The following is a 19900-nucleotide window of genomic DNA, read 5'->3' on the forward strand; positions in this document are numbered from 1 at the left end:
TCAATGTACCCCCTACTTCCGTTAGGATGATACTTATAGCGAAACTGTGTTTATTTCCTAGTTTCTCCCAACAGGCACGGTTTTGGAGGCGCATCGCTTGATGCGCTTAAAGGGTAAATGAATAACAAGGAGAAGTGATGAATAAGACATGGAAGTCGCTTGTCGCGTTGACCGCGGGCGGCGCCCTTGCTATGAGTGGCATGGTGGGGGGTGTCGAGTGCTCTGGCCATTAATGGCACAGATGCCGCCAATATCGAGTCACCAACCACCAACGTGACCGACAACAAGATTTACAATGTAAATGCGACGCTGACCATCAACAATGTGGTTCAGGGTGACGCATTCAAGGGTTACCAGCTGCTGTTCTTGGATTCCGAATCCGATGCCGGCAAGGTGTATCTCGTCAACGATGTGTATAGGGATGCCATTAAGGCTGGTATTAAGGCTGTATTGGGTACTAGCTACCAAGATACTAATTTTGATACGGACGCCAAGATCATCAGCTGGCTGACTACCAACTTGACTGGTGGCACGTTGAATGATGATGGTACGGTCACCATGGATGATACCACGAACATCGACAAGTTCACCGCAGGGTTCATGGGCGCAAGCCCAGATAATCCGGCGTTTACTGCGACTGCGGCCGAGGGTGCAACTTCAGTGGAAGTGTCTAACGTTCCGGTTGGTTTCTACCTCATCGAGCATACTTCGGTGGGCGATGACAATACTGGCGACCTGACGACCTACACCACGTCCAAGTACATGGCGATGAACATTTCGTCCCTGAATGGGGGAAATAATGTCATCAACCTGAAGAACGGCACGGTGACGCTGGATAAGACGATCACCAACCCGAATGCTCAGGATGTAAACGGCACGGAAGATGCCGCCAGCTACAAGGTTGGCGACGTGGTGGAATACAAGCTCGTCGGCACCTTGCCGGACAACTTCGCTGATTTCTCGACGTTCAACTACACCTTCAGCGATACCCTCTCCGAGGGCCTGACGCTGAATGAGGATTCCGTAGAGGTAACGGTTGATCCTGATGGTGAAGGCGGAGAGAAAGATCCAATTAAGGTATATAGTAAGGGGGCGCCTGAGGACGAAGGCGTGCCGGAAGTTACCTTTGGTACTGATCCTACCTTGAGTGTTGCCATGGGTAACTTGGTGAACTACACGAATCCTGACGTGACGAAGGCTTCGGTCATTACCGTTACGTATTCCGCGACGGTGAACGCTCTCGCCAAAATGGGTGCTGCCGGTAACAAGAACGAGGCGAAGATCACGTTCTCGAACAATCCGAACAGCGACACCGATAGCGAAACGCCAAAAGACATTGTTACAGCCTACAGCTTCCAGCTGGACGTGAACAAGACTGACGGTAATGAGGATCCGCTTGCCGGCGCCGGCTTCACGCTGTACCGTCAAGGTGAAGATAAGGAATGGCATCCGTGGTACACCGATAATGAGGGTAACGATGTGGCCAAGGAAGTGAGGACCTCCCAGGTAGGGGATAAGTACGTCGCCAAATTCCCGCAGCTGAGCGCAGGCATCTACAAGCTTGAAGAAACCACGGTCCCGGCCGGCTACAACAAGGCCGACGACCAGTTCCTTCAGGTGGTGGCTACCTACTACGTGGCGACCGACACCATTCCAGCAGATAAGAAGGTAGGCGACATCAAGAGCCTGACCGTCCAGCTCGGCACCGTGGACGAGAACGGCACGTTCACCGCGACCGGTGACGCCGAAAACGGCAACATTACTGACGGCATCGTCGGCACCACCGTTATCAACGTGGCCGGCTCCGAACTGCCGTCCACTGGTGGCATGGGCACTGTCCTGCTCTACACCGTCGGTGGCCTCGTGGTTCTGATCGCCGCCGCTGGCCTGACGATCGCGCTCAAGCGTCGCCAGAGCTAGTCACTATCAACCTAATACCTGAGCCTGCATAGGCTCAGCGAACGCGGGCTCGGCGCCATCCTTTCCCCTTCCTGGAATAGAGCCCGGGCCCGCATTCGTATTCAACGAAACTTATGCGCAACCATAATGAAAGGAAGTCTGATGAGTGAGCACACTCCGGCAGGGTCTAGTCAGACTCCTGCCAACAAGACCACAGCCGTACACAAAAAGAAAAGCAACGTCGGCGTGAACATCATGATCGCGTTCTTTTCGCTGGTACTGCTTGCCGGAATCGGTGTGCTCTGTTATCCCACGTTCGCGGACTGGTGGAACCGTATGCACCAGTCGCGCGCGGTCGCAACCTATGTGGAGTCGACTGAGAATCTTTCCAAGGAAAAGAAAGCGGCGATGCTGGAACAGGCGCACCAATACAACCAGGACTTACTGAACGTCTCCGACCGCTGGCACCTTACCGACGACCAGCTCGCCACCTACAACAACACGTTGGACGTGACGGGAACGGGCATCATGGGCTACGTCAGTATTCCGAAAATCAAGGTGCAGCTGCCCGTATATCACGGCACGTCGGAAACGGTGATGCAGATCGCGATCGGGCATCTTACGGGAAGTTCGCTTCCCGTGGGCGGCGAGAATACGCATGCCGTCGCATCCGGTCATACGGGTCTGCCGTCCGCTCGACTGCTTACGGGACTCGATCAGCTGGAAGTCGGCGACAATTTTTACGTCACCGTCCTCGATGAACAACATTGGTATCAAGTAAGTGAGATTAATGTGGTACTTCCGACTGAAATGAGTAAGTTGGATATTGAAAACGGAAAAGATTACATGACGCTCGTTACTTGCACGCCGTACGGAGTGAACAGTCACCGACTGCTCGTCCGCGGGCATGCGATACCGGCACCGCAGACGGTAGATGAGACGAAATACGACAATCCGAAAACAATGATGGCGATTACGATTGCCGCCATCGCGCTGGTATTTATTCTGCTGGTGCTACTTGTCGTGTGGCTTATCCGTCGCAGGGCGAAAGCGAGGGCAAGGTTAACTGGTGTGAAGTATAGGAAGGATAATGAGTCATGACCAGGACCATGAGTCGAGTACGACTGTTCTTGGCTGGCATCATGGCTGTGCTGTTTGTATGCAGCGGGTTCATGGCGGTGCCTGCCAATGCGACGGAATCTGGGGACGGTTCCATCACGATCCGCTACCAGTATGGGGGACAGTCGGTTGCGGATTCCGCATTCTATTTGTATAAAGTCGCGAACTGGGATGAGAACGAGCCGGATGTGCCGTTGTCGGAATCCGTTACCAGCGGATTCTCAATTCCGGAACTCGCCGACGTCAACTGGAAATTGTTGGATTCAGAAAGTGCGGAAGATTGGCGTGATCTGACCGCCACTTTATTCAACGACCTTAAGTTGCACGAATTCGACATTGTCGATCCCGTTGCGGACGGTTCTACCGATTCCGATGGCGTGGTTCGGTTCGACAAGTTGACGGATGGCGTGTATTTGGCGATTTCTCCGCTTTCCGCGCTGCCGAAGGCCGTGTATTCAGCACAGCTGATTTCGATACCGTCCAAGACCAATCCGACAACGGCCGAGAATCGTGATGTGGAGATTACCGCGAAGGGCAACGCATGGAGCGGTGAAGATCCGATCCATGTGAAAAAGGTCTGGGAAGACGGCGATTCCGCGAACCGTCCGAAGTCGATTGAGGTGACGCTGTACTACCAGTACGACGAGGACGAATCGTTTGAACCGTATGAAACGGTGACGCTGAACGCTGCGAACAACTGGTCGTACGAGTGGACGCGACTGCCGGAATCCATAGATTATGTGGTCCGGGAAACGAATGTTCCGGAAGGCTATTCCATGTCGATGACGGTGGACCGCGTTTCTGACACCACGAGCTACTGGACGTTCACGAACACGGCCGACGATCAGGATAAGCCGGGCACGCCGGGAACTCCGGGCAAGCCGAGTTCGCAGTCGAACCCCGTAAATCCCGCGTTCACAGGCTCCAATATTGCGCTGATCGTATTCATTGCGGCAGGAGCGCTGGGACTGGGTGTCATTCTGATGGTGGAAGTCAGGAAAATGAGGAAGGCCGAGCGCGAATAACTCGCCGCTTTCCCCAATAATTTCATAAAGGCCTCGTCTAGGCTTCATATAGACACGCGCCGCACCCCTTCGCCAACAATTGTCGAGGGGGTGCGGCAATATTCTGTGATGGTTCCACGGGCTGTAGGAACTACTGGGCATTTCCTGTGAAATGTGCCGGAATTGTGCGGGCGGGCTGCTAGATGACGCTGGAGACGGCCGCAGAATTCAGCGAGGAAATTTGCGGTACGAATCGTAATTTCTTTGGCGCTGCCGGAAGTGTGTAGCTTTTGAATGTTGGCGCGAGTACATGCGGCGCGAATGTTCCAAACAGAATAAAGGATGAATATGTACGCAATTGTGAAGGCCGGCGGCCATCAGGAAAAGGTCGAGGTCGGTGACGTGATTCTCGTCAACCGCCTCGCTGCTAAGAAGGGCGAAACCGTGGAATTCCCGGTCGCTCTCGTGGTAGACGGTTCTAAGGTTGTTATGGCTGCGAAGGATCTCGCAGGCATGACGGTCAAGGCTGAAGTCGTGAACGACGAAGCTAAGGGCCCGAAGATCAACATCATGAAGTTCAAGAACAAGACGGGCGTTGCTCGCCGCAAGGGTCATCGTCAGAAGCTGACCGCCGTTAAGATCACGGCGATCGCCTGAGAAAGGAACAGACATGGCACATAAGAAGGGTGCGTCCAGCTCTCGTAACGGTCGCGATTCGAACCCGCAATACCTTGGTGTGAAGAAGTTCGGCGGCGAAGCTGTAGTAGCAGGAAACATTATTGTGCGTCAGCGCGGCACCAAGTTCCACGCTGGCCACAACGTCGGCATGGGCAAGGATCACACGCTGTTCGCCCTCGTTGACGGCAACGTGAAGTTCGGTGTGCGCCGCGACCGCAAGGTTGTGGACGTCGTCGAAGCTGAGTGAAGCTTTTAAAGCGTTAAAAGGGCTGCGGGCTTATGGCTCGCAGCCCTTTTTGTATGGGTTTTGTGTTTTTGTATAGGTTGGCACGGGCTGGCAGGTGCTAGGCGCGCCAGTGCTTTCTAGGCTCGTTTGGGGCGCTGGTGCTCGTTAGTGCACGTTGGGGCCGTCGACGCGCGTTGGAGCTCGCCAGTGGTCGTTAGCGCCATTCGCAGGCGATGCCGTCTCCATCTCGATCAAGGTGGCGTCCATAGCCAGGCTGGCCCGCATATAACGGCGCCTTGCCTGCGGCTCTGACAGCTGAGCAGTTCTTGTAATATGCGGAACCGGAATCCAGCTGGTGTTGCTGCAACTGCTGCTGTTGCAACTGTTGCTGCTGGGCACGCGCGGCCTCCTCGGCTTGCCTGCGGGCTCCTTCCTCAGCCTGCCGCGCGGCTTCTTCCGCTTGGCGACGGGCTTCCTCTTCCGCCTGCTTGCGGGCTGCTTCCTCTTCTGCTTTCTTGCGAGCCGCTTCTTCTGCCGCTTTCCGTTCGGCTTCTTCTTTGGCTTTCTTTTCAGCCTCGGCCTTCTTCTTGGCCGCTTCGGCAGCGTCCGCATCGGCGCGGGTCTTGCGCGCCGCAGTCTCCTGGTCCTGCATAATGAAACCGTCGTTTTCCGGAATCATTTGAGTCGGGCAACTGGTCAATACGGAATCCATCGCATCATGTTCGGCCTGCGTAACCCACAATCCATAGCGCGCTTTCACACCAATCTGACGCGCCACATACTGGCAACGGAAGCCTTTATTTGACGGGAGCCAGGTCGCGGCGTCACCATCCGATTTCTGCTGATTTGTCGGACCATCCACGGCCAACAGATTGTACGGATCATTAGCGAGCTGCTTGCGCGTCTCCACAGTCAACTGTTGGGCACCAGTCTGCCAAGCGTTCGACAGGCTACCACATGATCAATCTGTACGGCTTTCGACGTTTTTGACCACGCTGGAACGCAATATTGCCGCCCGTATACGGGTCGGCCAGCGTGCCAGTCAGTACCACGCAATCATGAGTGCCGCTTTTGAACGTCGTATCGGTCAAATCACGCTTGAGAATGTCGTTGCGCGTATCGCAGCCGTTATGGTCCACGTCCGACCATGCGGGCCCAAATTGGTCGCGCGCATACCCCGTTTTGGGAGCGCGGCCCTTTATCTCCAACGTAGCCAGCACTTCTTTGGCGTACTTGTGCTACTGATGGACTTCCAAATCCACATTCGAAACGGTGCCCGATTCATCTAGGGAATCAAGGATTTCCGTATCCGACGCACTTTCTGGATCGGTCGCTTCCGCCTCGGCAATCGCGGAGTCCACCTCGTTTTCTTTAGTTGGCTTGGTAGTCTCCACGGCCTCGCGCACTTCATTTTGCGCGACGACGACATGTTGCTGGTGGGTAATCTGATCAATGCCATATGCCGCGCTCGAAATAAGCGAGGCTACGAGCAGCAGTGTTGCACAGATGAGCAGGCTCAGATCTTTGCGCCATGCGGCCTTGCGCTCGGCCTTGCTCGTGATATGGCGCATTTTCACAAGTTCATAGACCGTTACCAGCATCATGCCAACGATGGCTAGCACTAGGGCGGCCACCGCGCCGATTCCCATGGTGCACAACGCGATAGTGATAACAGCCCAGATCACGACAGGTCATCGCAAGTTTCCATTGGCGTACCACGGCTGTATCGCGGCTGAAGTGGTTGCGGGCGCATGGTGTTTGTTCTCGCCCCGAGATTTGTGTGTAAACATGTTGCCCCTTCTCTATAGCTGATATATTCCGCGCTCCGTTGCGCTAGGCGTTATGAAAAGTGGGTAGTTGTACCGTCAATGGTATTCCCGCGCGGGAGGGGAGAGGGCGGATGTTTACTATCGTGAATGGATGCAGGGGCGTGTGCTGAAAGGCGCGGGAATCGGGCGAAATCCGTGAACAGACGCAGGGGCGTATGCTGAAAGGCGCGGGAATCGGGCGAAATCCGTGAACAGACGCACGGAAGCATGCTAAAAAGCGCGGAAATTATCTACGCACCCGCATGGGTACGCCCCACTCCATTAGTCTTTCTTTGATCTGTGACGGATTTCGTAAGATGTCGGACTTGAATCGATGTATTTCATCCACGCCGCACCGCATCAACCGCTGCGTACGTGCTTCCTGATCCCTGACCACTTCCAAAATATCCCGACTGCCGGCCATCGCGGGATCCACGTACTTTTGCGCGCCGTCGAACTCCACCACAATGATATGGCCGGCCTCATCTACCCACATGAAGTCGGCGTAGCTGGAAATATTGGTCTGGGAATCATAAAAATGATGCTGCAAAATGGGCGGCTCAAAACCGAACTCAATAATGAACGCGCGCAAACAGGACTCTCCGCCGCTACCGCTCGCCGCATCCGCATGCTGTAGCAGCCGAAGGAACTCGCGCTCGTGAATTTCGAGCGGATCCGAAAAAATATCCAAATTATGCTGCAGTGCGGAGTCGAATATCGGAAGCGCGTGATGGAACGGCAGTCCCGCGCAATCTTGCAATATTCGACTGGGCGAGCACACGCGAATGCCGTTAACGCTCTTGACTGTTGCGCTCTTGGAGACCACGTACTGAATGCAGCGGGTATCGTGGCGGTCCTTGCATGCGCGGACGACTTGCAGTGGCAGCCGGCAGGCGGACCACGGCAGATACAACTCGTACGCTGCTGCGGCGGCGACTCCGGTAAAAATCCAGTCCGGATGTTTGCGATTTAGCGCCCGCGCAATATGCAGCATCCTTTCGGGCGGACTGAGCCGCGCCCATTGCTCCGTGCGCGCGATCAATCCGGTCATCGGCCGCGTGAGGTAACCGTTGCGGACGCGGCGGTAGATGGTGCTGCGATATTTGCCGCGTTCTATGACGGTGCAGCGTGCGTGCCGCTCGTCTTGATTGAGTAAATCTTCCAGCTGGTCCGATTCAGGCATAATTCCACGCTAAATTGCGCTCTTTGTGGCTGTCTAGCTGGGGAGGGACGTGTGGAAAGACGGGTATGTCGTGAACGTGAGCAGCTGATCATGCTAAAAGGTGCAGAAATCAGCCGAAAACCGTGAATATGAGCAGATGGCCGTGCTAAAAGGTGCGGAAATCAGGCGAAATCCGTGAACGGATGCATGGGAGCATGCTAAAAGGTTCGGGAATCTGGCGAAATGCGTGAACAAAAACACAAGAGTTTGTAGAAAGGTGCGGAATCCTGGGTTAAACCGTGAACGGCAGCGTAGAACTGTGCTAAACGGCACGTAATGCCCCTCCAACGGGGGCCTCTAGCCACCTTCGAGCCATTCTAGTAGTCTGAAAGATTATGAGTGACTTTGTAGATCGCGTAACAGTACATGTAAAAGGTGGCGATGGCGGCAACGGTTCCGCCGGTATTCGTAGGGAAAAGTACAAGCCGATGGCCGGCCCGAACGGCGGCAACGGCGGTCGTGGCGGTTCGGTGATTTTTGTGGCGGATCCGAACGCCAACAGCTTGCTTGATTATCGTTTCATGCCGCATCGTACCGCGGAAAGCGGCACCATGGGCCTGGGCGACGTCAAGGACGGTTCGCAGGGTGCCGATTTGATCCTGCCCGTGCCCGTCGGTACGATCATTTTCAAGGCGAAGGGCGCGCAGGGCGAGCCGAAGCGTCCGGGAGAGCTGCTGGCTGATTTGCGTCACGCGGGCGACAAATTCGTGGCGGCCGCGGGCGGCGCGGGCGGTCTTGGCAACGTTGCGTTGGCCAATAAGACGCGTCGTGCGCCGGGCTTCGCTCTGCTTGGCGAGTTCGGTGAGGAACGTGACGTTATTCTGGAACTCAAGTCCATCGCCGACGTTGCGTTGGTGGGCTTCCCGTCCGCCGGAAAGTCGAGTTTGATCGCGGCCATGAGCGCCGCCAAGCCGAAGATCGCCGACTATCCGTTCACGACGCTCATTCCGAATTTGGGTGTCGTCAAGGCCGGCGACATGCGCTATACGATCGCGGACGTGCCGGGACTGATTCCGGGCGCTTCCCAAGGCAAGGGCCTCGGACTCGAATTCCTGCGTCATATTGAACGTACCGAAATCATTGCGCACGTTATCGATTGCGCGACGCTGGAACCGGACCGCGATCCGATGAGCGACTATCTGGCTCTCGAAAAGGAGCTCGGAGAGTACGCGGCCGAATTGGAACTGCCGCTCGGCGCGATTCCGATTCCGGAACGTCCGCGCGTGATCATTTTGAACAAGGCCGATATGCCGGAAGCCAAGGAACTCGCCGAGTTCGTGAAGCCGGAATTTGAAAAGCTCGACCTGCCCGTGTTCATTATTTCGACGGCGTCGCACGAGGGATTGAAGGAACTCAATTTCGCGCTCGCCAAGCTCGTTACGGAAATGCGTGAGGACGTCCGCAAGCGCGAGGCGGCCGAAGAGGAAGCGCGCGTCGTCATCAAGCCGCTGGAACAGCCGGTGAAGCGTCCGATGGGACGCCGCAAGCCCGTCGAATTCACGATTGAAAAGAAGGACGACCACGGCGTCACGTTCTATGAAGTGATCGGCGAGAAGCCGCAGCGCTGGGTCATGCAGACGAACTTCGACAATGACGAAGCCGTCGGCTACCTGGCCGATCGACTGGCGCGACTCGGTGTGGAAGACGGCCTGCGTCGTGCGGGCGCGCATCCGGGCGACGAAGTGCGCATCGGCAAGGGCGAGCGTGCTGTGGCCTTCGACTGGGATCCGACCATCGCGGCCGGCGCCGAAAATCTGGACGGCACCACGCTCGGCCAGCGCGGCAAGGATCTGCGACTTGAAGATGAATCGGGCCGTTCGCACCGTCGTACGAACACGGAACGCCGTGCGCAGTACCACGAGATGATGGACGCCCGCGCAGCCGTGCGCGCCGCCATGAACGAGGAGCGCAAGGTCGGCCACTGGGCCGATCCGTCCGTGGACGACGACCGCCATGACGAGCACTCGCTGTTCGGCCGTGGTGAGGACGTCTTGGAAGAGGGTGTGGCCGAGGAGGCCGACCTCGACGCAGCGAACTACGAAGACGGTGACCGCGCATAATGACTCGCGAAGATGAGATCCGAGGCCGCGTCGCGGCAGCCAAAACCGTAGTGGTGAAAGTGGGCTCAAGCTCGCTGACACAACCGTCGGGCCATCTGGATGTGCAGAAACTGACGCGGCTGGTAGGCGCCGTGGCGGAAGCGCGCCTGTCCGGCGCGCGCGTCGTGCTCATTTCTTCGGGCGCGGTCGCGGCGGGATTCGGACCTCTCGGATTCGAATCGCGCCCCACTGACGTGGCCACGCAGCAGGCTACGGCCTCCGTGGGCCAGGGCCTGCTCATGGCACAGTATGAAATGGCGTTCGCGCGCTATGGGCTGCGCGTGGGCCAGATCCTCATCACTGCCACCGATACGATCCAATCGCAGCAGTACCGCAATGCGCGGCGCACGCTGGAAACGCTGCTCGACTTGGGCGTGGTGCCGATTGTCAACGAGAATGACGCGCTGGCCAGCAACGAGATCCGTTTTGGCGACAACGACCGCCTTTCCGCGCTCATGGCCAATATGGTGCGCGCGGACGCGCTCGTGCTGCTCACCGACGTGGACGGCCTGTATACGGCGCCCCCGAAGGAACCGGGCGCCCGTCGTGTGAGTTTCGTTCCCGACATTCGTACCGCTTTGGAAAGCGTGCGCGTGGGAGGTTCGGGCTCGGGCGTGGGCACAGGCGGCATGGTCACGAAACTGGAAGCGGCGCGTATTGCCGCCGTCTCCGGTATTCCGTGCGTGCTGACGGCCGCGCAGAATGCGGGTCCCGCGCTTATGGGCGATCCTGTGGGCACGGCGTTCGCGCCAATCAAACACCGCGGTTCCGCACGTCGGCTGTGGATCAAATTCGCGTCCCAGCCGCGCGGCACGCTGGTGGCGGACGACGGCGCGGCCAAAGCCGTGCGCGGCGGTCGCGCGAGCCTGCTGGCGGCCGGTGTCTTTGAAGTGTCTGGCGATTTCTCCGCGGGAGACCCCGTTTGGATTGACAATGAGGCCGGCGAGCATATTGCGCGCGGTCTGGTGAGCTTCGATTCGGAAGAAATTCCGAACATGCTGGGTCGCAACACCGATCAGCTCCACCGGATTCTGGGCGAGGAGTACGCCCATCCGCTGGTTCACAGGGACAATTTGGTGCTGGTGTAATGCTCGTCTAAAAAGCGGAACACTTAAGAGAACTTAAGAGAAACGGGCTTGTCCAAACCGGTTGCACGGTTTGAACAAGCCCGTTTGCGTTAGAGGCGTCAGGTGCGTTAGGGCGGCTCTGGGGACGTTAGTAGCGTTAGCCGGCATTAACGGCGTTAGCGGGCGCCCCGCAGGTATTCCTTACTTGGCCCACTCCTGGAAGCGCTTCATGCCTTCCACAAGCGCGTCCGGATCCAGCGCATACGAGAAGCGCAAGTAGCCTGGCGCGCCAAACGCCTCGCCCGGAACGGCGGCCACATGGGCCTCTTCGAGCAGTAGGGCGGCCAGATCGGCGGACGTTGCGCATACTGCGCCGTTCTTGCCGATCGCGCGGTTGAGCAGGCCCGTCACCTCGGCGAACGCGTAAAACGCTCCGCACGGGCGCGGGCAGTTGACGCCGTCAATCTCGTTGAGCATGCGCACAATCACTTCGCGTCGCTCGTCGAAGGACGTGCGCATGCGCGCCACCTCGTCAAGCGGACCTGCCACGGCTTCCAGCGCCGCACGCTGCGCGATATTGTTCACGTTCGAGGTCATATGGCTCTGCAACTTTGTTGCGGCGGCTGCCACGGGAGCGGGCGCCACCATCCAGCCGACGCGCCAGCCCGGCATCGCGTACGTCTTCGCCACGCCATTGAGCACAATAAGCTGGTCGCGCACTTCGGGCACCACGGCGCCCACATAGGTGGTCTTCACGCCGTCATACGTCAAGTGCTCGTAAATTTCGTCGCTGATCACCCAAATGTTGTGCTCCACGGCCCACTTGCCGAGCTTCGTGATGGTTTCCTCGCTCCACACGGCGCCCGTCGGATTGTTTGGGGACGTGATGATGATCGCCTTCGTGCGCTCGCTGCGGGCGGCTTCAATGGCGTCCATGTCGGGCTCGAAATTGCGATCCGCGCCAGCGAACACCGTGACGGGGACGCCGCCGGCAAGCTTGACGGCTTCCGGATAGCTCGTCCAATACGGCGTGGGGATGATGACTTCGTCGCCATCATTGAGCAGCAGCTGGAAGGTTTCGTAGACGGCCTGCTTGCCGCCGTTCGTGACGACAACCTGTTCCGGAGCGACTTCGAATCCGGAATCACGTAGGACTTTGTTTGCGATGGCGGCACGCAATTCCGGCAGTCCTGCGGTCGGCGTGTAGCGGTAGTTCGCGGGATCTTGAGTGGCAAGCAACGCTGCGTCCACAATCGGCTTGGGGGTAGGGAAGTTCGGTTCGCCCGCGCCAAATCCGATCACATCAATCCCAGCGGCCTTCATGGCTTTTGCTTGTGCGTCGACGGCAAGCGTGGCGCTGGGAGCCACGCGGTCCACGCGTTCAGAAAGAGGCATAATCATACGGCTTATGGTAGCCGCAAGTATGCAGAGGAATGCATATTCGTTTCGCCATGATGAAACGGCTGTCGTCATAAAAATCGCGGGAACGGGGGGGGGGTAATCGTTGGAAAATCGAGAAAATAGACACTCCGAATAAAATCGCGTTATTTAGCCCTAAAAGTGAACATTTGGTAACGCCGATTGGACGAAGTCGCATAAAACCGCTACTATCATGTCTTGGCGGTTTTACGAAGCCCCGATTCCGGAGCCCCGCAAAACTAACCTAGGGAAGTGGCGCAATTGGTAGCGCAACGGTCTCCAAAACCGTAGGTTGTGGGTTCGAGTCCCGCCTTCCCTGCAAAGGGTCCGGGTAAGCAGCTACGCGCGAGTGTGGCATCGATCGATCTATTGGAGGGACCTATGTCACGCGGTAACGAAGCGAATGTGGCGAAGAAACCAAATATTTTCATGCGAATCGGCTTGTTCATTAAGCAGATCATTGCGGAAATGCGCAAGATTGTGACGCCGACGCGCAAGCAGCTGTTCATGTGGGCGCTCGCGGTATTCATTTTCGTGCTACTGCTCATGGTTGTGGTGACGGCCATGGACTTCGGCCTGGGAAATCTGGCGTTCCTTATTTTCGGCTGATTAGTACTGCTTATATTGCGTTTCGCGGTTGGGATCATATGATTCCGACCGCGATTTGCGTTATAGGGGCGGCGAAAGTATACAAATTTGGCCGTCGATCCAATAAATCGCAACCGGAACGTACACTGGAATATTGAATTCATACGTAATCCGTTTTTCCACTTAATCTCACATAAAGGTGAACGTGCATGACTGACGAAGAGAATCTTGAGCAGGCTCAGGCTCAAATCGACGATATTGAGGCTGAGTCGTTGAGCGAGGACGCCGCCGAAGGCGTGGCGCACGATATGGAAGAAGCCGGCGAGCTCGCTTCCGAAGTGGCCGAAGACATCAAGTCCGAGGAAACCGGCGACGCCGACGAGCTGGATCAAGAAACCGACGATCGCGCGGAAATGCTGGCTGAAGATGCCGTAGCGGCAGTGGCCGGTGACACCTTGGCCGAGGATGAAGTCCGTCTGGCCGAGGAGGACGCGGAAGCTTCCGAAGAAGCCGCCGAACAGGCCGAGGAAACCGCGCAGGCAGCTGAAGAGGAACAGCCGCTTGACGCCGGCGAACAGGCCGTGCGCGAGTTTTCCAAGTCCCTGCGCACGCTCGATGGCAAGTGGTACGTGCTGCACACGTATTCGGGCTATGAGAAGCGCGTGAAGAGCAACATCGAATCCCGTGTGGCCAGCTTCGGTCTCGAAGACACGATCTTCCAGGTGGAAGTGCCGATGGAAGAAGTCGAGAAGCACACCGAAAAGGGCAAGAAGGTCATTACGCGCGTGCGTATTCCGGGCTATGTGCTGATCCGCATGTGGCCGGACGAGAACGCCCGCCGTATTGTGCGCGAAACCGAAGGCGTGACGGGCTTCGTCGGCCCGACGCGTGAACCGGCTCCGCTGACGCGCAAGGAAGTTGTGCAGATGCTGGCCCCGATGATCGCTTCCGAGGCTCTCAAGGCTGCTGGCGATAAGCCGGCCGCCGCCAAGAAGCGCACGCTCGAAGTCTCCTACGCCGTGGGCGACCAGGTCACCGTTACGGACGGCCCGTTCACGTCGATGGAAGCCGTGGTTTCGGACATCGAGCCGACCACGCAGAAGCTCACCGTGCTCGTCTCCATCTTCGGCCGCGATACGCCGGTGGAGCTGGGCTTCAACCAGGTGGAGAAGCTCGACTGATCAAAGCCGGCCAAGCTATCCATTCGGGAAAAACTTGAGTATGAAGGCGGTCTTCGGACCGCCTTTTTGCTACCTTCCGTCCCGCGTGTCGGGGGTATTGGAAATCGTCCGGAACGAATGGCATACTAGAAAAGTTGTGTCTGGAGGTAATTCGCTCCGGAAACGGTGCGAACCACCGCTAGCACAGCACAGCAAACAATCGATGCGGAAGGTACCTTCGGGTACCGTTTGACCGCTTGATAGAAAGTAGACCATTACTATGGCTAAGAAGAAGAAAGTCTCGGCGCTGATCAAGCTCCAGATTGAGGCTGGCAAGGCCAACCCGGCCCCGCCGCTGGGCCCGGCTCTGGGTTCCCATGGCGTGAACATCATGGACTTCTGCAAGGCATACAATGCCAAGACGCAGGACAAGATGGGTCAGGTCATCCCTGTCGAGATCACCGTTTACGAAGACCGTTCTTTCGACTTCATCCTGAAGACCCCGCCGGCAGCAGACCTGCTGAAGAAGGCGGCTGGCATCAAGAAGGGTACCGAGAACCCGCTGACGCACAAGGTTGGTTCCGTTACCAAGGATCAGGTCCGCGAAATCGCTGAAACGAAGATGGCTGACCTCTCCGCTCGCGACATCGAAGCCGGCATGAAGATCATCGAGGGCACCGCCCGTTCGATGGGTATTACGGTTACCGACTGAGAGGAGAAGGACAGATGGCTAAGCACTCCAAGAAGTACCGCGCAGCCGAAGAGCTCGTGGATCGCAACAATCTGTACACCCCGGAAGAGGCTATCGCGCTGCTGGAAAGCATGCCGAAGTACAACTTCGACCAGTCTCTTGAAGCTGTTCTGCGTCTGAACGTGGATCCGCGCAAAGCCGACCAGCTCGTTCGCGGCTCCGTGAACCTGCCGAACGGCACCGGTAAGACCGCCAAGGTCCTCGTGTTCGCACGTGGCCCGAAGGCCACCGAAGCTCAGGAAGCCGGCGCTGATATCGTCGGTGATGACGAGCTCGTGCAGAAGGTCGCCGACGGCTTCCTCGACTTCGACGCCGTCGTCGCCACCCCGGACATGATGGGCAAGGTCGGCCGCCTCGGTCGTATCCTCGGTCCGCGTGGCCTCATGCCGAACCCGAAGACCGGCACCGTGACCATGGACGTCACGAAGGCGATCAAGGACATCAAGGGCGGCAAGGTTGACTACCGTGTCGACAAGAACGGCAACCTGAGCTTCCTGTTCGGCAAGATGTCGTTCACGCCGGAAGCCCTGGATCAGAACCTGCGCGCCGTGCTCGACGATGTGAAGCGTCAGAAGCCTTCCACCGTCAAGGGCCGTTACATCACGAAGGCTACGATCTCCTCCACCATGAACCCGGGCGTTCCGGTGGACCTGGCCTCCCTCTGATAGGCTGACAAGGCTGATTGCGCCTCGTGCGCATCACTAGCTGTGAACCACAGCACCTTGCGAACTCCGCGGCCTCACTGGTTTCTGGGCCGCGGATAGCCGCAAGAGTGGTTCCCGCTACAATAAAACCCCGCAAGATAATCGACAATCTTGCGGGGTTTCTTGTATGTGCGTGCAGTTCCCAGCGCCGCGTTTCGGCCGCCCGTTCCAGCACGGGCAGCCGTTCGGCGCCAGTTACACCGCCTTTGCAGGCCTGCGCGAATCCCTCCAGAATTCGAGAATCAGGAATCCGAGGCAGAACACGAGCGGCAGCATGTGCCGCGCGAAATTGTTGGCCGGGGCAAGCACCATGACGCCCATGAGCACGAGCAGCGGCAAGTGCCAGCTCAGCGCCCTCCAGCGGCGCAGCACGAGCTCGGCGGCGCCGATCAACAGCGTGGCCACCACATAGGTATTGCCGTGCACAAGCCAGCCTAGCACGGGAATCTTGCTCCACGTGTTGGCGATATGCACTACATGGTCGCGCCAATTATGGTTCCAATCCTTGATCCAGGTGCTGGAATCCTGTACATATCCGTTGTTGATGTAGTACGACATCGTCACGTACGGCGGATCGAACACGTCAAAATAGCCGTAGCATTCCGCAAAGAACGCGTCCATGGCGATGCGCGGATTGGCTTTCACAATTTCCAGCCACGCCGCATTGAACTGTTTCATGTCCGCTTGCGTTACGGTGCGCCACTTGTAGCTCACTTTTTTCGATTGGATGCCGCTTGATTTGACGGGGTCCGCGTCCTGCCGGTTGTATGCGGCCGCCATCTGGTCGAGATTGAAAATCGGCGCGAGTTTCTCACGTGCGCTTTGCGGAATCGAAGTCGGATCCATTTTTGCGACGCGCGCGATCATCTGAATCTGTACTCCGCGACTTTCGATCGGGTCGCCGCCGATTATTTTTCCGGAATTAATCAAATATTGCGTGCCGCCATGGATGAGAATGACGGGCAGCAGCAGCGCGAGCACATATATTTTCCAGCGTTTGCGGTCCGCAATAAGACTGCACACGACTTGGATGACGATGATGTACCATCCGTATTTCGCACTGATCAGCATGACGACGCTCGACAATACGAGCGCGGCTACCGTCTTCGGTCGCGTATGAACGGCGCCCGTTTTTCGGTATGTCATGAACAGTTCGTAGAGGCAGCCGAACCACCATACGAACGCGAACGCGAACAGTGGCGACTTGGTCAGCGAGATCGCCGAGAACAGGACAAGCGGGCAGCACAGATAAAATATGACAATCCAGAAACGACTTGTTCCACGTGAAACAAGTCGCGCGCCGGGAGCTCCCATGCCGCGCGAGGGGCGCAGGAAATCAAGCGGTTTCATCATCTGTGGGCGTTCGGGATGGCTAAAATCGTGCGTTCGGGACGTATCGTGCAGCCAAGGCAGATTGAAGAACCGGTTCGCCGTGGCCGAGCATACGAAGGCCGAGAACAGCCATTGCAAGGCCGAAAGCGTGACGAGACCCGCGTCGTTGGATCCCGTGAAGTATCGCGAAATGGCCGTGGCTGCGCCATACAACACTGTAAGCACAATATTGTGCTGGTCGGTCAGATAGACGGGATTGTGCGGCCATAAATAATGCGCGGTGGGGTAGATGTCCATCGGTACGAACGAGAAGAAACCGATATAGGGCTGCTGCAGGCCCGTCCACTGGTTCCATGCCCAACTGAATTCACGAGCCTGCGAGTTGACGTCGGCGCCGTAGGCGCTCAGCAGCGTTAACGGCACCCAGAGCCATCCGACAATGAAGATCAGGAAGATTTTCCACCATCGATCCGTACAGCGCACGGCCACGCGGCCAATGGCGGAGCTGATGCGCGCCAGGCGCTGGCCCACGGAAGTCAGGCGGAATCGCGACAGCCACGAATGCAGGCTGCTTGGGCTTGAATTCGTGGTCAGGCGTGTGTAGGCGCGGCGGTGCATCTTATGTTTGCCATAGGAAACGAGCGCCCATACGATGCCGAACGTAATGGCGAACGTGATCACAAATCGCACCGCATTGCCCCATCCGAAGGCCACGAGTCCAATGTCTGCGCGCATCAGCGGCCCGATGGCCGTGCACCACGAGATCCATGTGCAGGCCAGCGCCGCGATAAGCCAGTGCACACCTGCACCAAATCTTGACACTTTATGTGAGACAGGGGCTTCAGCAGACTGTTCGTCTTTGCTAAGCTCGCTTGCAGCAGAATCGGATTGTGTTGGGGCTTTGGTCATAACTCGCGATTCTACCGTGCCTCCCAGATGGGCGGGAACCATTGCGAGGCAACGAAACCACAGGACTATTGCCGTCGCATGGAAGCGCGGACTTTGGAGCATAAGGTATGACTGATTTCTTTGGGGCGTCGACTCCTGCGCGCATGCCGCGTCTCGAGCGCACCAGTGCGTGCACATGTTTCATGGAAGCGTACGAGTCGGTGGACGCCACGGGGCTGCGCGCCGCGCAGCTGCTGGAACGCCGTGATGTGGTGGGCGCCCTCAAGTCGGGCGGCGCCACAAAATTGAGCGTGGGCGCCGTGGTCGCGGACATGGAATTCCAGTCGCAGGGCAGGTTCGGCCGCCATTGGCATTCCGTTCCCGGAGGATCGCTTGTCGCGGCGCTTACCGTGCTGGTACCGCGCGTGGTGGTTGAGGATTCCACCGTGCAAGGCTGGCTTACCCCTTTGGGCAGCCTTTCGCTGTTGCGCGGCCTCAACGCCGTGCTGCGCGCCAACAATGTGGACGCTGAATCGTTGGAACTGACGCTCAAATGGCCCAACGACCTGTACTGCCGCGGCATGAAGCTTGGCAGCGTCCATCTGGATATTGCGAACGTGCCGGACGAGCCCGATTATGTGGCGCTCATATATTCGCTGGGCCTCAACTTGTCGGTGCGCGCCGAATTCCTGCCGATGGTGGGCGCTACCTCCTTGGGACTGCACGCGCCGGCCGGCCTGCCCGAATTCGAGGAACTGCGCGACGGCGTGATCGCCGAAACGATATTCGACCTCGGCTCGCGCCTCATGAAACTCGTGCAGCGCCCGGACAATACGGTCAGCGAACTGTTCGCGCAAATGAACGTGGTCTGCCATATGAACGGATGGGAGTACACGTTCCATTTGCAAAACGGCGGCGAGGTGACGGGATGCGTCTCCAGCCTCAACCAAGACGCCTCCCTGACACTGCTCACCGCCGAAGGTTGCATGTGCCTGCGTACCTATGACGTGGGATTTGCCGCCTGAAGCCTGCGCAACGTGGGCCACGGCCAATGGATTGGCGTGTCTTGCGGCCAATGCATTTGCATAAGTTTCGAACTTGTGTATAATGGCTCACGTTGCGTTGTACGGATACGTATCATGGGTTAAGCACCATCACAATGCAGCACGCGGATGTAGCTCAATGGTAGAGCCTCAGTCTTCCAAACTGATTACGCGGGTTCGATTCCCGTCATCCGCTCTCTATAAAACGTTGAAATTCCAACGATTCTCACTACTAAGAGCTTTAAAAAGGTACCAAAAAGGTACCAAGCCTAAATCCTTCTTTTAATAAACTTAATTCAGTTTAAAAAGATATTAAAAAATAATTATGCATGCAAGATAGAGAGACACATATACTTGCGTGTCCACCCGTCCACCCGTCCACCCCTTGCAATCATTGGGTTTCGAGCGTCCACCCCAAGCGTCCACCTGTCCACCTTTAAGAGCAATGAACGTGGACGCTGCCGCCGTTGCGAGCATGAAGGGCAGTGGAAACATACAAAAACAGGGCACCCAAAAAGTTGAGCGCCCTGTGGAAAATTGTCCGTGTGAAAAAAAGCCCTATGCCGTGGTGGTCATTGACAGGCTTGGCGGGGTCTACTCCCCACCCTTGATTGAGTTGTGCATGGCCTGTTGCGCGTTGGACATCATTTCGGTTGCTTCGTTCACGAGCGTTTCCGTAAGCGCTTTGGCTGCGTCCTTCGTGAGGTGCTTGACGTAGACTTCGATCATTTCGATTGAATCGGCGATGCGTGCGAGTGCTTCGAGCTGTAGCTCTTCTACGTTGTATTCCTTGCAGCGCTTGGCTTGGATGATGCGGCCTTCCATGGTGCCGTCTGGGTTTTCGTAGGACTTTTCGAGCAGTTCAATAAGTGACTTGGTGTGCATCTTGTTTT

At 57.2% G+C, this 19900-nt stretch carries 19 protein-coding genes and 2 tRNA genes; 14 read left to right on the forward strand and 7 right to left on the reverse strand.

What is annotated here, in order from left to right:
- Nucleotides 1–210: 210 nt before the first annotated feature.
- The 5 genes from BMAGN_RS04540 (at nucleotide 211) to rpmA (ending at nucleotide 4947) form a co-directional block, all read left to right on the forward strand.
- Nucleotides 211–1920, forward strand: a complete 1710-nt coding sequence (locus BMAGN_RS04540) for an isopeptide-forming domain-containing fimbrial protein (RefSeq protein WP_162176171.1) — start codon at nucleotides 211–213, stop codon at nucleotides 1918–1920.
- Nucleotides 1921–2061: 141 nt separating this feature from the next.
- Nucleotides 2062–3000, forward strand: a complete 939-nt coding sequence (locus BMAGN_RS04545) for a class C sortase (RefSeq protein ID WP_022859997.1) — start codon at nucleotides 2062–2064, stop codon at nucleotides 2998–3000.
- An 8-nt stretch (nucleotides 3001–3008) separates the two neighbouring features.
- A complete protein-coding gene (locus BMAGN_RS04550) occupies nucleotides 3009–4043 on the forward strand; it encodes a Cna B-type domain-containing protein (protein WP_160257204.1) in 1035 nt (344 codons plus the stop codon).
- A gap of 327 nt (nucleotides 4044–4370) precedes the next feature.
- A complete protein-coding gene (gene rplU / locus BMAGN_RS04555; protein WP_026502063.1) occupies nucleotides 4371–4679 on the forward strand; it encodes a 50S ribosomal protein L21 in 309 nt (102 codons plus the stop codon).
- Between the two features lie 13 nt (nucleotides 4680–4692).
- Nucleotides 4693–4947, forward strand: a complete 255-nt coding sequence (rpmA, locus tag BMAGN_RS04560; protein ID WP_022860000.1) for a 50S ribosomal protein L27 — start codon at nucleotides 4693–4695, stop codon at nucleotides 4945–4947.
- A gap of 193 nt (nucleotides 4948–5140) precedes the next feature.
- On the opposite strand, the gene BMAGN_RS08085 is transcribed toward rpmA, so the two are convergent.
- The 4 genes from BMAGN_RS08085 to BMAGN_RS04575 all read right to left on the reverse strand — a co-directional run bounded on the left by BMAGN_RS08085 (nucleotide 5141) and on the right by BMAGN_RS04575 (nucleotide 7917).
- Nucleotides 5141–5836 carry an excalibur calcium-binding domain-containing protein gene (locus BMAGN_RS08085; RefSeq protein WP_420796434.1) on the reverse strand — a complete coding sequence of 232 codons (696 nt, stop codon included), beginning with the start codon at nucleotides 5834–5836 and terminating at the stop codon, nucleotides 5141–5143.
- Between the two features lie 40 nt (nucleotides 5837–5876).
- Complete coding sequence (locus BMAGN_RS08745) at nucleotides 5877–6146, reverse strand: hypothetical protein (protein ID WP_420796433.1); 270 nt, start codon at nucleotides 6144–6146, stop codon at nucleotides 5877–5879.
- 18 nt (nucleotides 6147–6164) lie between these two features.
- Nucleotides 6165–6611 carry a hypothetical protein gene (locus BMAGN_RS04570; RefSeq protein ID WP_022860001.1) on the reverse strand — a complete coding sequence of 149 codons (447 nt, stop codon included), beginning with the start codon at nucleotides 6609–6611 and terminating at the stop codon, nucleotides 6165–6167.
- 370 nt (nucleotides 6612–6981) lie between these two features.
- Complete coding sequence (locus BMAGN_RS04575) at nucleotides 6982–7917, reverse strand: hypothetical protein (protein ID WP_022860002.1); 936 nt, start codon at nucleotides 7915–7917, stop codon at nucleotides 6982–6984.
- Nucleotides 7918–8291: 374 nt separating this feature from the next.
- Between BMAGN_RS04575 and obgE the strand changes: the two genes are divergently transcribed.
- Together obgE and proB are read left to right on the forward strand one after the other, a co-directional pair.
- On the forward strand, nucleotides 8292–10016 hold the full coding sequence (gene obgE / locus BMAGN_RS04580) for a GTPase ObgE (protein WP_022860003.1): 1725 nt from the start codon (nucleotides 8292–8294) through the stop codon (nucleotides 10014–10016).
- Complete coding sequence (gene proB / locus BMAGN_RS04585; RefSeq protein WP_022860004.1) at nucleotides 10016–11143, forward strand: glutamate 5-kinase; 1128 nt, start codon at nucleotides 10016–10018, stop codon at nucleotides 11141–11143. The genes obgE and proB overlap by 1 nt, the downstream gene beginning before the upstream one ends.
- Nucleotides 11144–11323: 180 nt before the next feature.
- Here the strand turns inward: proB and BMAGN_RS04590 are convergent, their stop codons facing one another.
- Nucleotides 11324–12517, reverse strand: coding sequence for a pyridoxal phosphate-dependent aminotransferase (locus tag BMAGN_RS04590; protein ID WP_238548760.1), 1194 nt, complete (start codon nucleotides 12515–12517; stop codon nucleotides 11324–11326).
- 270 nt (nucleotides 12518–12787) lie between these two features.
- Here BMAGN_RS04590 and BMAGN_RS04595 point away from each other — a divergent pair.
- From BMAGN_RS04595 to rplA, 5 genes are all read left to right on the forward strand, one after another.
- Nucleotides 12788–12860: transfer RNA gene (locus BMAGN_RS04595), tRNA-Trp, on the forward strand.
- A gap of 62 nt (nucleotides 12861–12922) precedes the next feature.
- Entirely contained in the window at nucleotides 12923–13150 is a 228-nt protein-coding gene (secE, locus tag BMAGN_RS04600; RefSeq protein ID WP_022860006.1) for a preprotein translocase subunit SecE, read from the forward strand.
- 188 nt (nucleotides 13151–13338) lie between these two features.
- Nucleotides 13339–14310: a transcription termination/antitermination protein NusG gene (gene nusG, locus BMAGN_RS04605; RefSeq protein WP_022860007.1), complete on the forward strand. Its 972-nt coding sequence runs from the start codon at nucleotides 13339–13341 to the stop codon at nucleotides 14308–14310.
- Nucleotides 14311–14569: 259 nt separating this feature from the next.
- Entirely contained in the window at nucleotides 14570–15001 is a 432-nt protein-coding gene (gene rplK / locus BMAGN_RS04610; RefSeq protein WP_026502065.1) for a 50S ribosomal protein L11, read from the forward strand.
- A gap of 14 nt (nucleotides 15002–15015) precedes the next feature.
- Entirely contained in the window at nucleotides 15016–15705 is a 690-nt protein-coding gene (rplA, locus tag BMAGN_RS04615) for a 50S ribosomal protein L1 (RefSeq protein ID WP_022860009.1), read from the forward strand.
- Between the two features lie 234 nt (nucleotides 15706–15939).
- Here the strand turns inward: rplA and BMAGN_RS04620 are convergent, their stop codons facing one another.
- The gene (locus BMAGN_RS04620; RefSeq protein ID WP_051126641.1) at nucleotides 15940–18027 is read right to left on the reverse strand and encodes a DUF6020 family protein; all 2088 of its coding nucleotides are present in this window, start codon (nucleotides 18025–18027) and stop codon (nucleotides 15940–15942) included.
- A gap of 65 nt (nucleotides 18028–18092) precedes the next feature.
- Between BMAGN_RS04620 and BMAGN_RS04625 the strand changes: the two genes are divergently transcribed.
- Both BMAGN_RS04625 and BMAGN_RS04630 read left to right on the forward strand, forming a co-directional pair.
- A complete protein-coding gene (locus tag BMAGN_RS04625) occupies nucleotides 18093–18989 on the forward strand; it encodes a hypothetical protein (RefSeq protein ID WP_022860011.1) in 897 nt (298 codons plus the stop codon).
- A gap of 143 nt (nucleotides 18990–19132) precedes the next feature.
- Nucleotides 19133–19203, forward strand: a tRNA-Gly gene (locus BMAGN_RS04630).
- Nucleotides 19204–19601: 398 nt separating this feature from the next.
- On the opposite strand, the gene BMAGN_RS04635 is transcribed toward BMAGN_RS04630, so the two are convergent.
- Nucleotides 19602–19892, reverse strand: a complete 291-nt coding sequence (locus tag BMAGN_RS04635) for a hypothetical protein (RefSeq protein WP_022860012.1) — start codon at nucleotides 19890–19892, stop codon at nucleotides 19602–19604.
- Nucleotides 19893–19900 lie beyond the last annotated feature (8 nt).

The organism is Bifidobacterium magnum, from assembly GCF_000741255.1.
Classification (GTDB): Bacteria; Actinomycetota; Actinomycetes; order Actinomycetales; family Bifidobacteriaceae; genus Bifidobacterium; species Bifidobacterium magnum.

Coding starts and splice junctions, on each gene's coding strand:
- BMAGN_RS04545 (WP_022859997.1), top strand. CDS start 2,062: ATGAGTGAGCACACTCCGGCAGGGTCTAGTCAGACTCCTGCCAACAAG.
- BMAGN_RS04550 (WP_160257204.1), top strand. CDS start 3,009: ATGAGTCGAGTACGACTGTTCTTGGCTGGCATCATGGCTGTGCTGTTT.
- rplU (WP_026502063.1), top strand. CDS start 4,371: ATGTACGCAATTGTGAAGGCCGGCGGCCATCAGGAAAAGGTCGAGGTC.
- rpmA (WP_022860000.1), top strand. CDS start 4,693: ATGGCACATAAGAAGGGTGCGTCCAGCTCTCGTAACGGTCGCGATTCG.
- BMAGN_RS04575 (WP_022860002.1), bottom strand. CDS start 7,917: ATGCCTGAATCGGACCAGCTGGAAGATTTACTCAATCAAGACGAGCGG.
- obgE (WP_022860003.1), top strand. CDS start 8,292: ATGAGTGACTTTGTAGATCGCGTAACAGTACATGTAAAAGGTGGCGAT.
- proB (WP_022860004.1), top strand. CDS start 10,016: ATGACTCGCGAAGATGAGATCCGAGGCCGCGTCGCGGCAGCCAAAACC.
- BMAGN_RS04590 (WP_238548760.1), bottom strand. CDS start 12,517: ATGCCTCTTTCTGAACGCGTGGACCGCGTGGCTCCCAGCGCCACGCTT.
- secE (WP_022860006.1), top strand. CDS start 12,923: ATGTCACGCGGTAACGAAGCGAATGTGGCGAAGAAACCAAATATTTTC.
- nusG (WP_022860007.1), top strand. CDS start 13,339: ATGACTGACGAAGAGAATCTTGAGCAGGCTCAGGCTCAAATCGACGAT.
- rplK (WP_026502065.1), top strand. CDS start 14,570: ATGGCTAAGAAGAAGAAAGTCTCGGCGCTGATCAAGCTCCAGATTGAG.
- rplA (WP_022860009.1), top strand. CDS start 15,016: ATGGCTAAGCACTCCAAGAAGTACCGCGCAGCCGAAGAGCTCGTGGAT.
- BMAGN_RS04620 (WP_051126641.1), bottom strand. CDS start 18,027: ATGGTTCCCGCCCATCTGGGAGGCACGGTAGAATCGCGAGTTATGACC.
- BMAGN_RS04625 (WP_022860011.1), top strand. CDS start 18,093: ATGACTGATTTCTTTGGGGCGTCGACTCCTGCGCGCATGCCGCGTCTC.
- BMAGN_RS04635 (WP_022860012.1), bottom strand. CDS start 19,892: ATGCACACCAAGTCACTTATTGAACTGCTCGAAAAGTCCTACGAAAAC.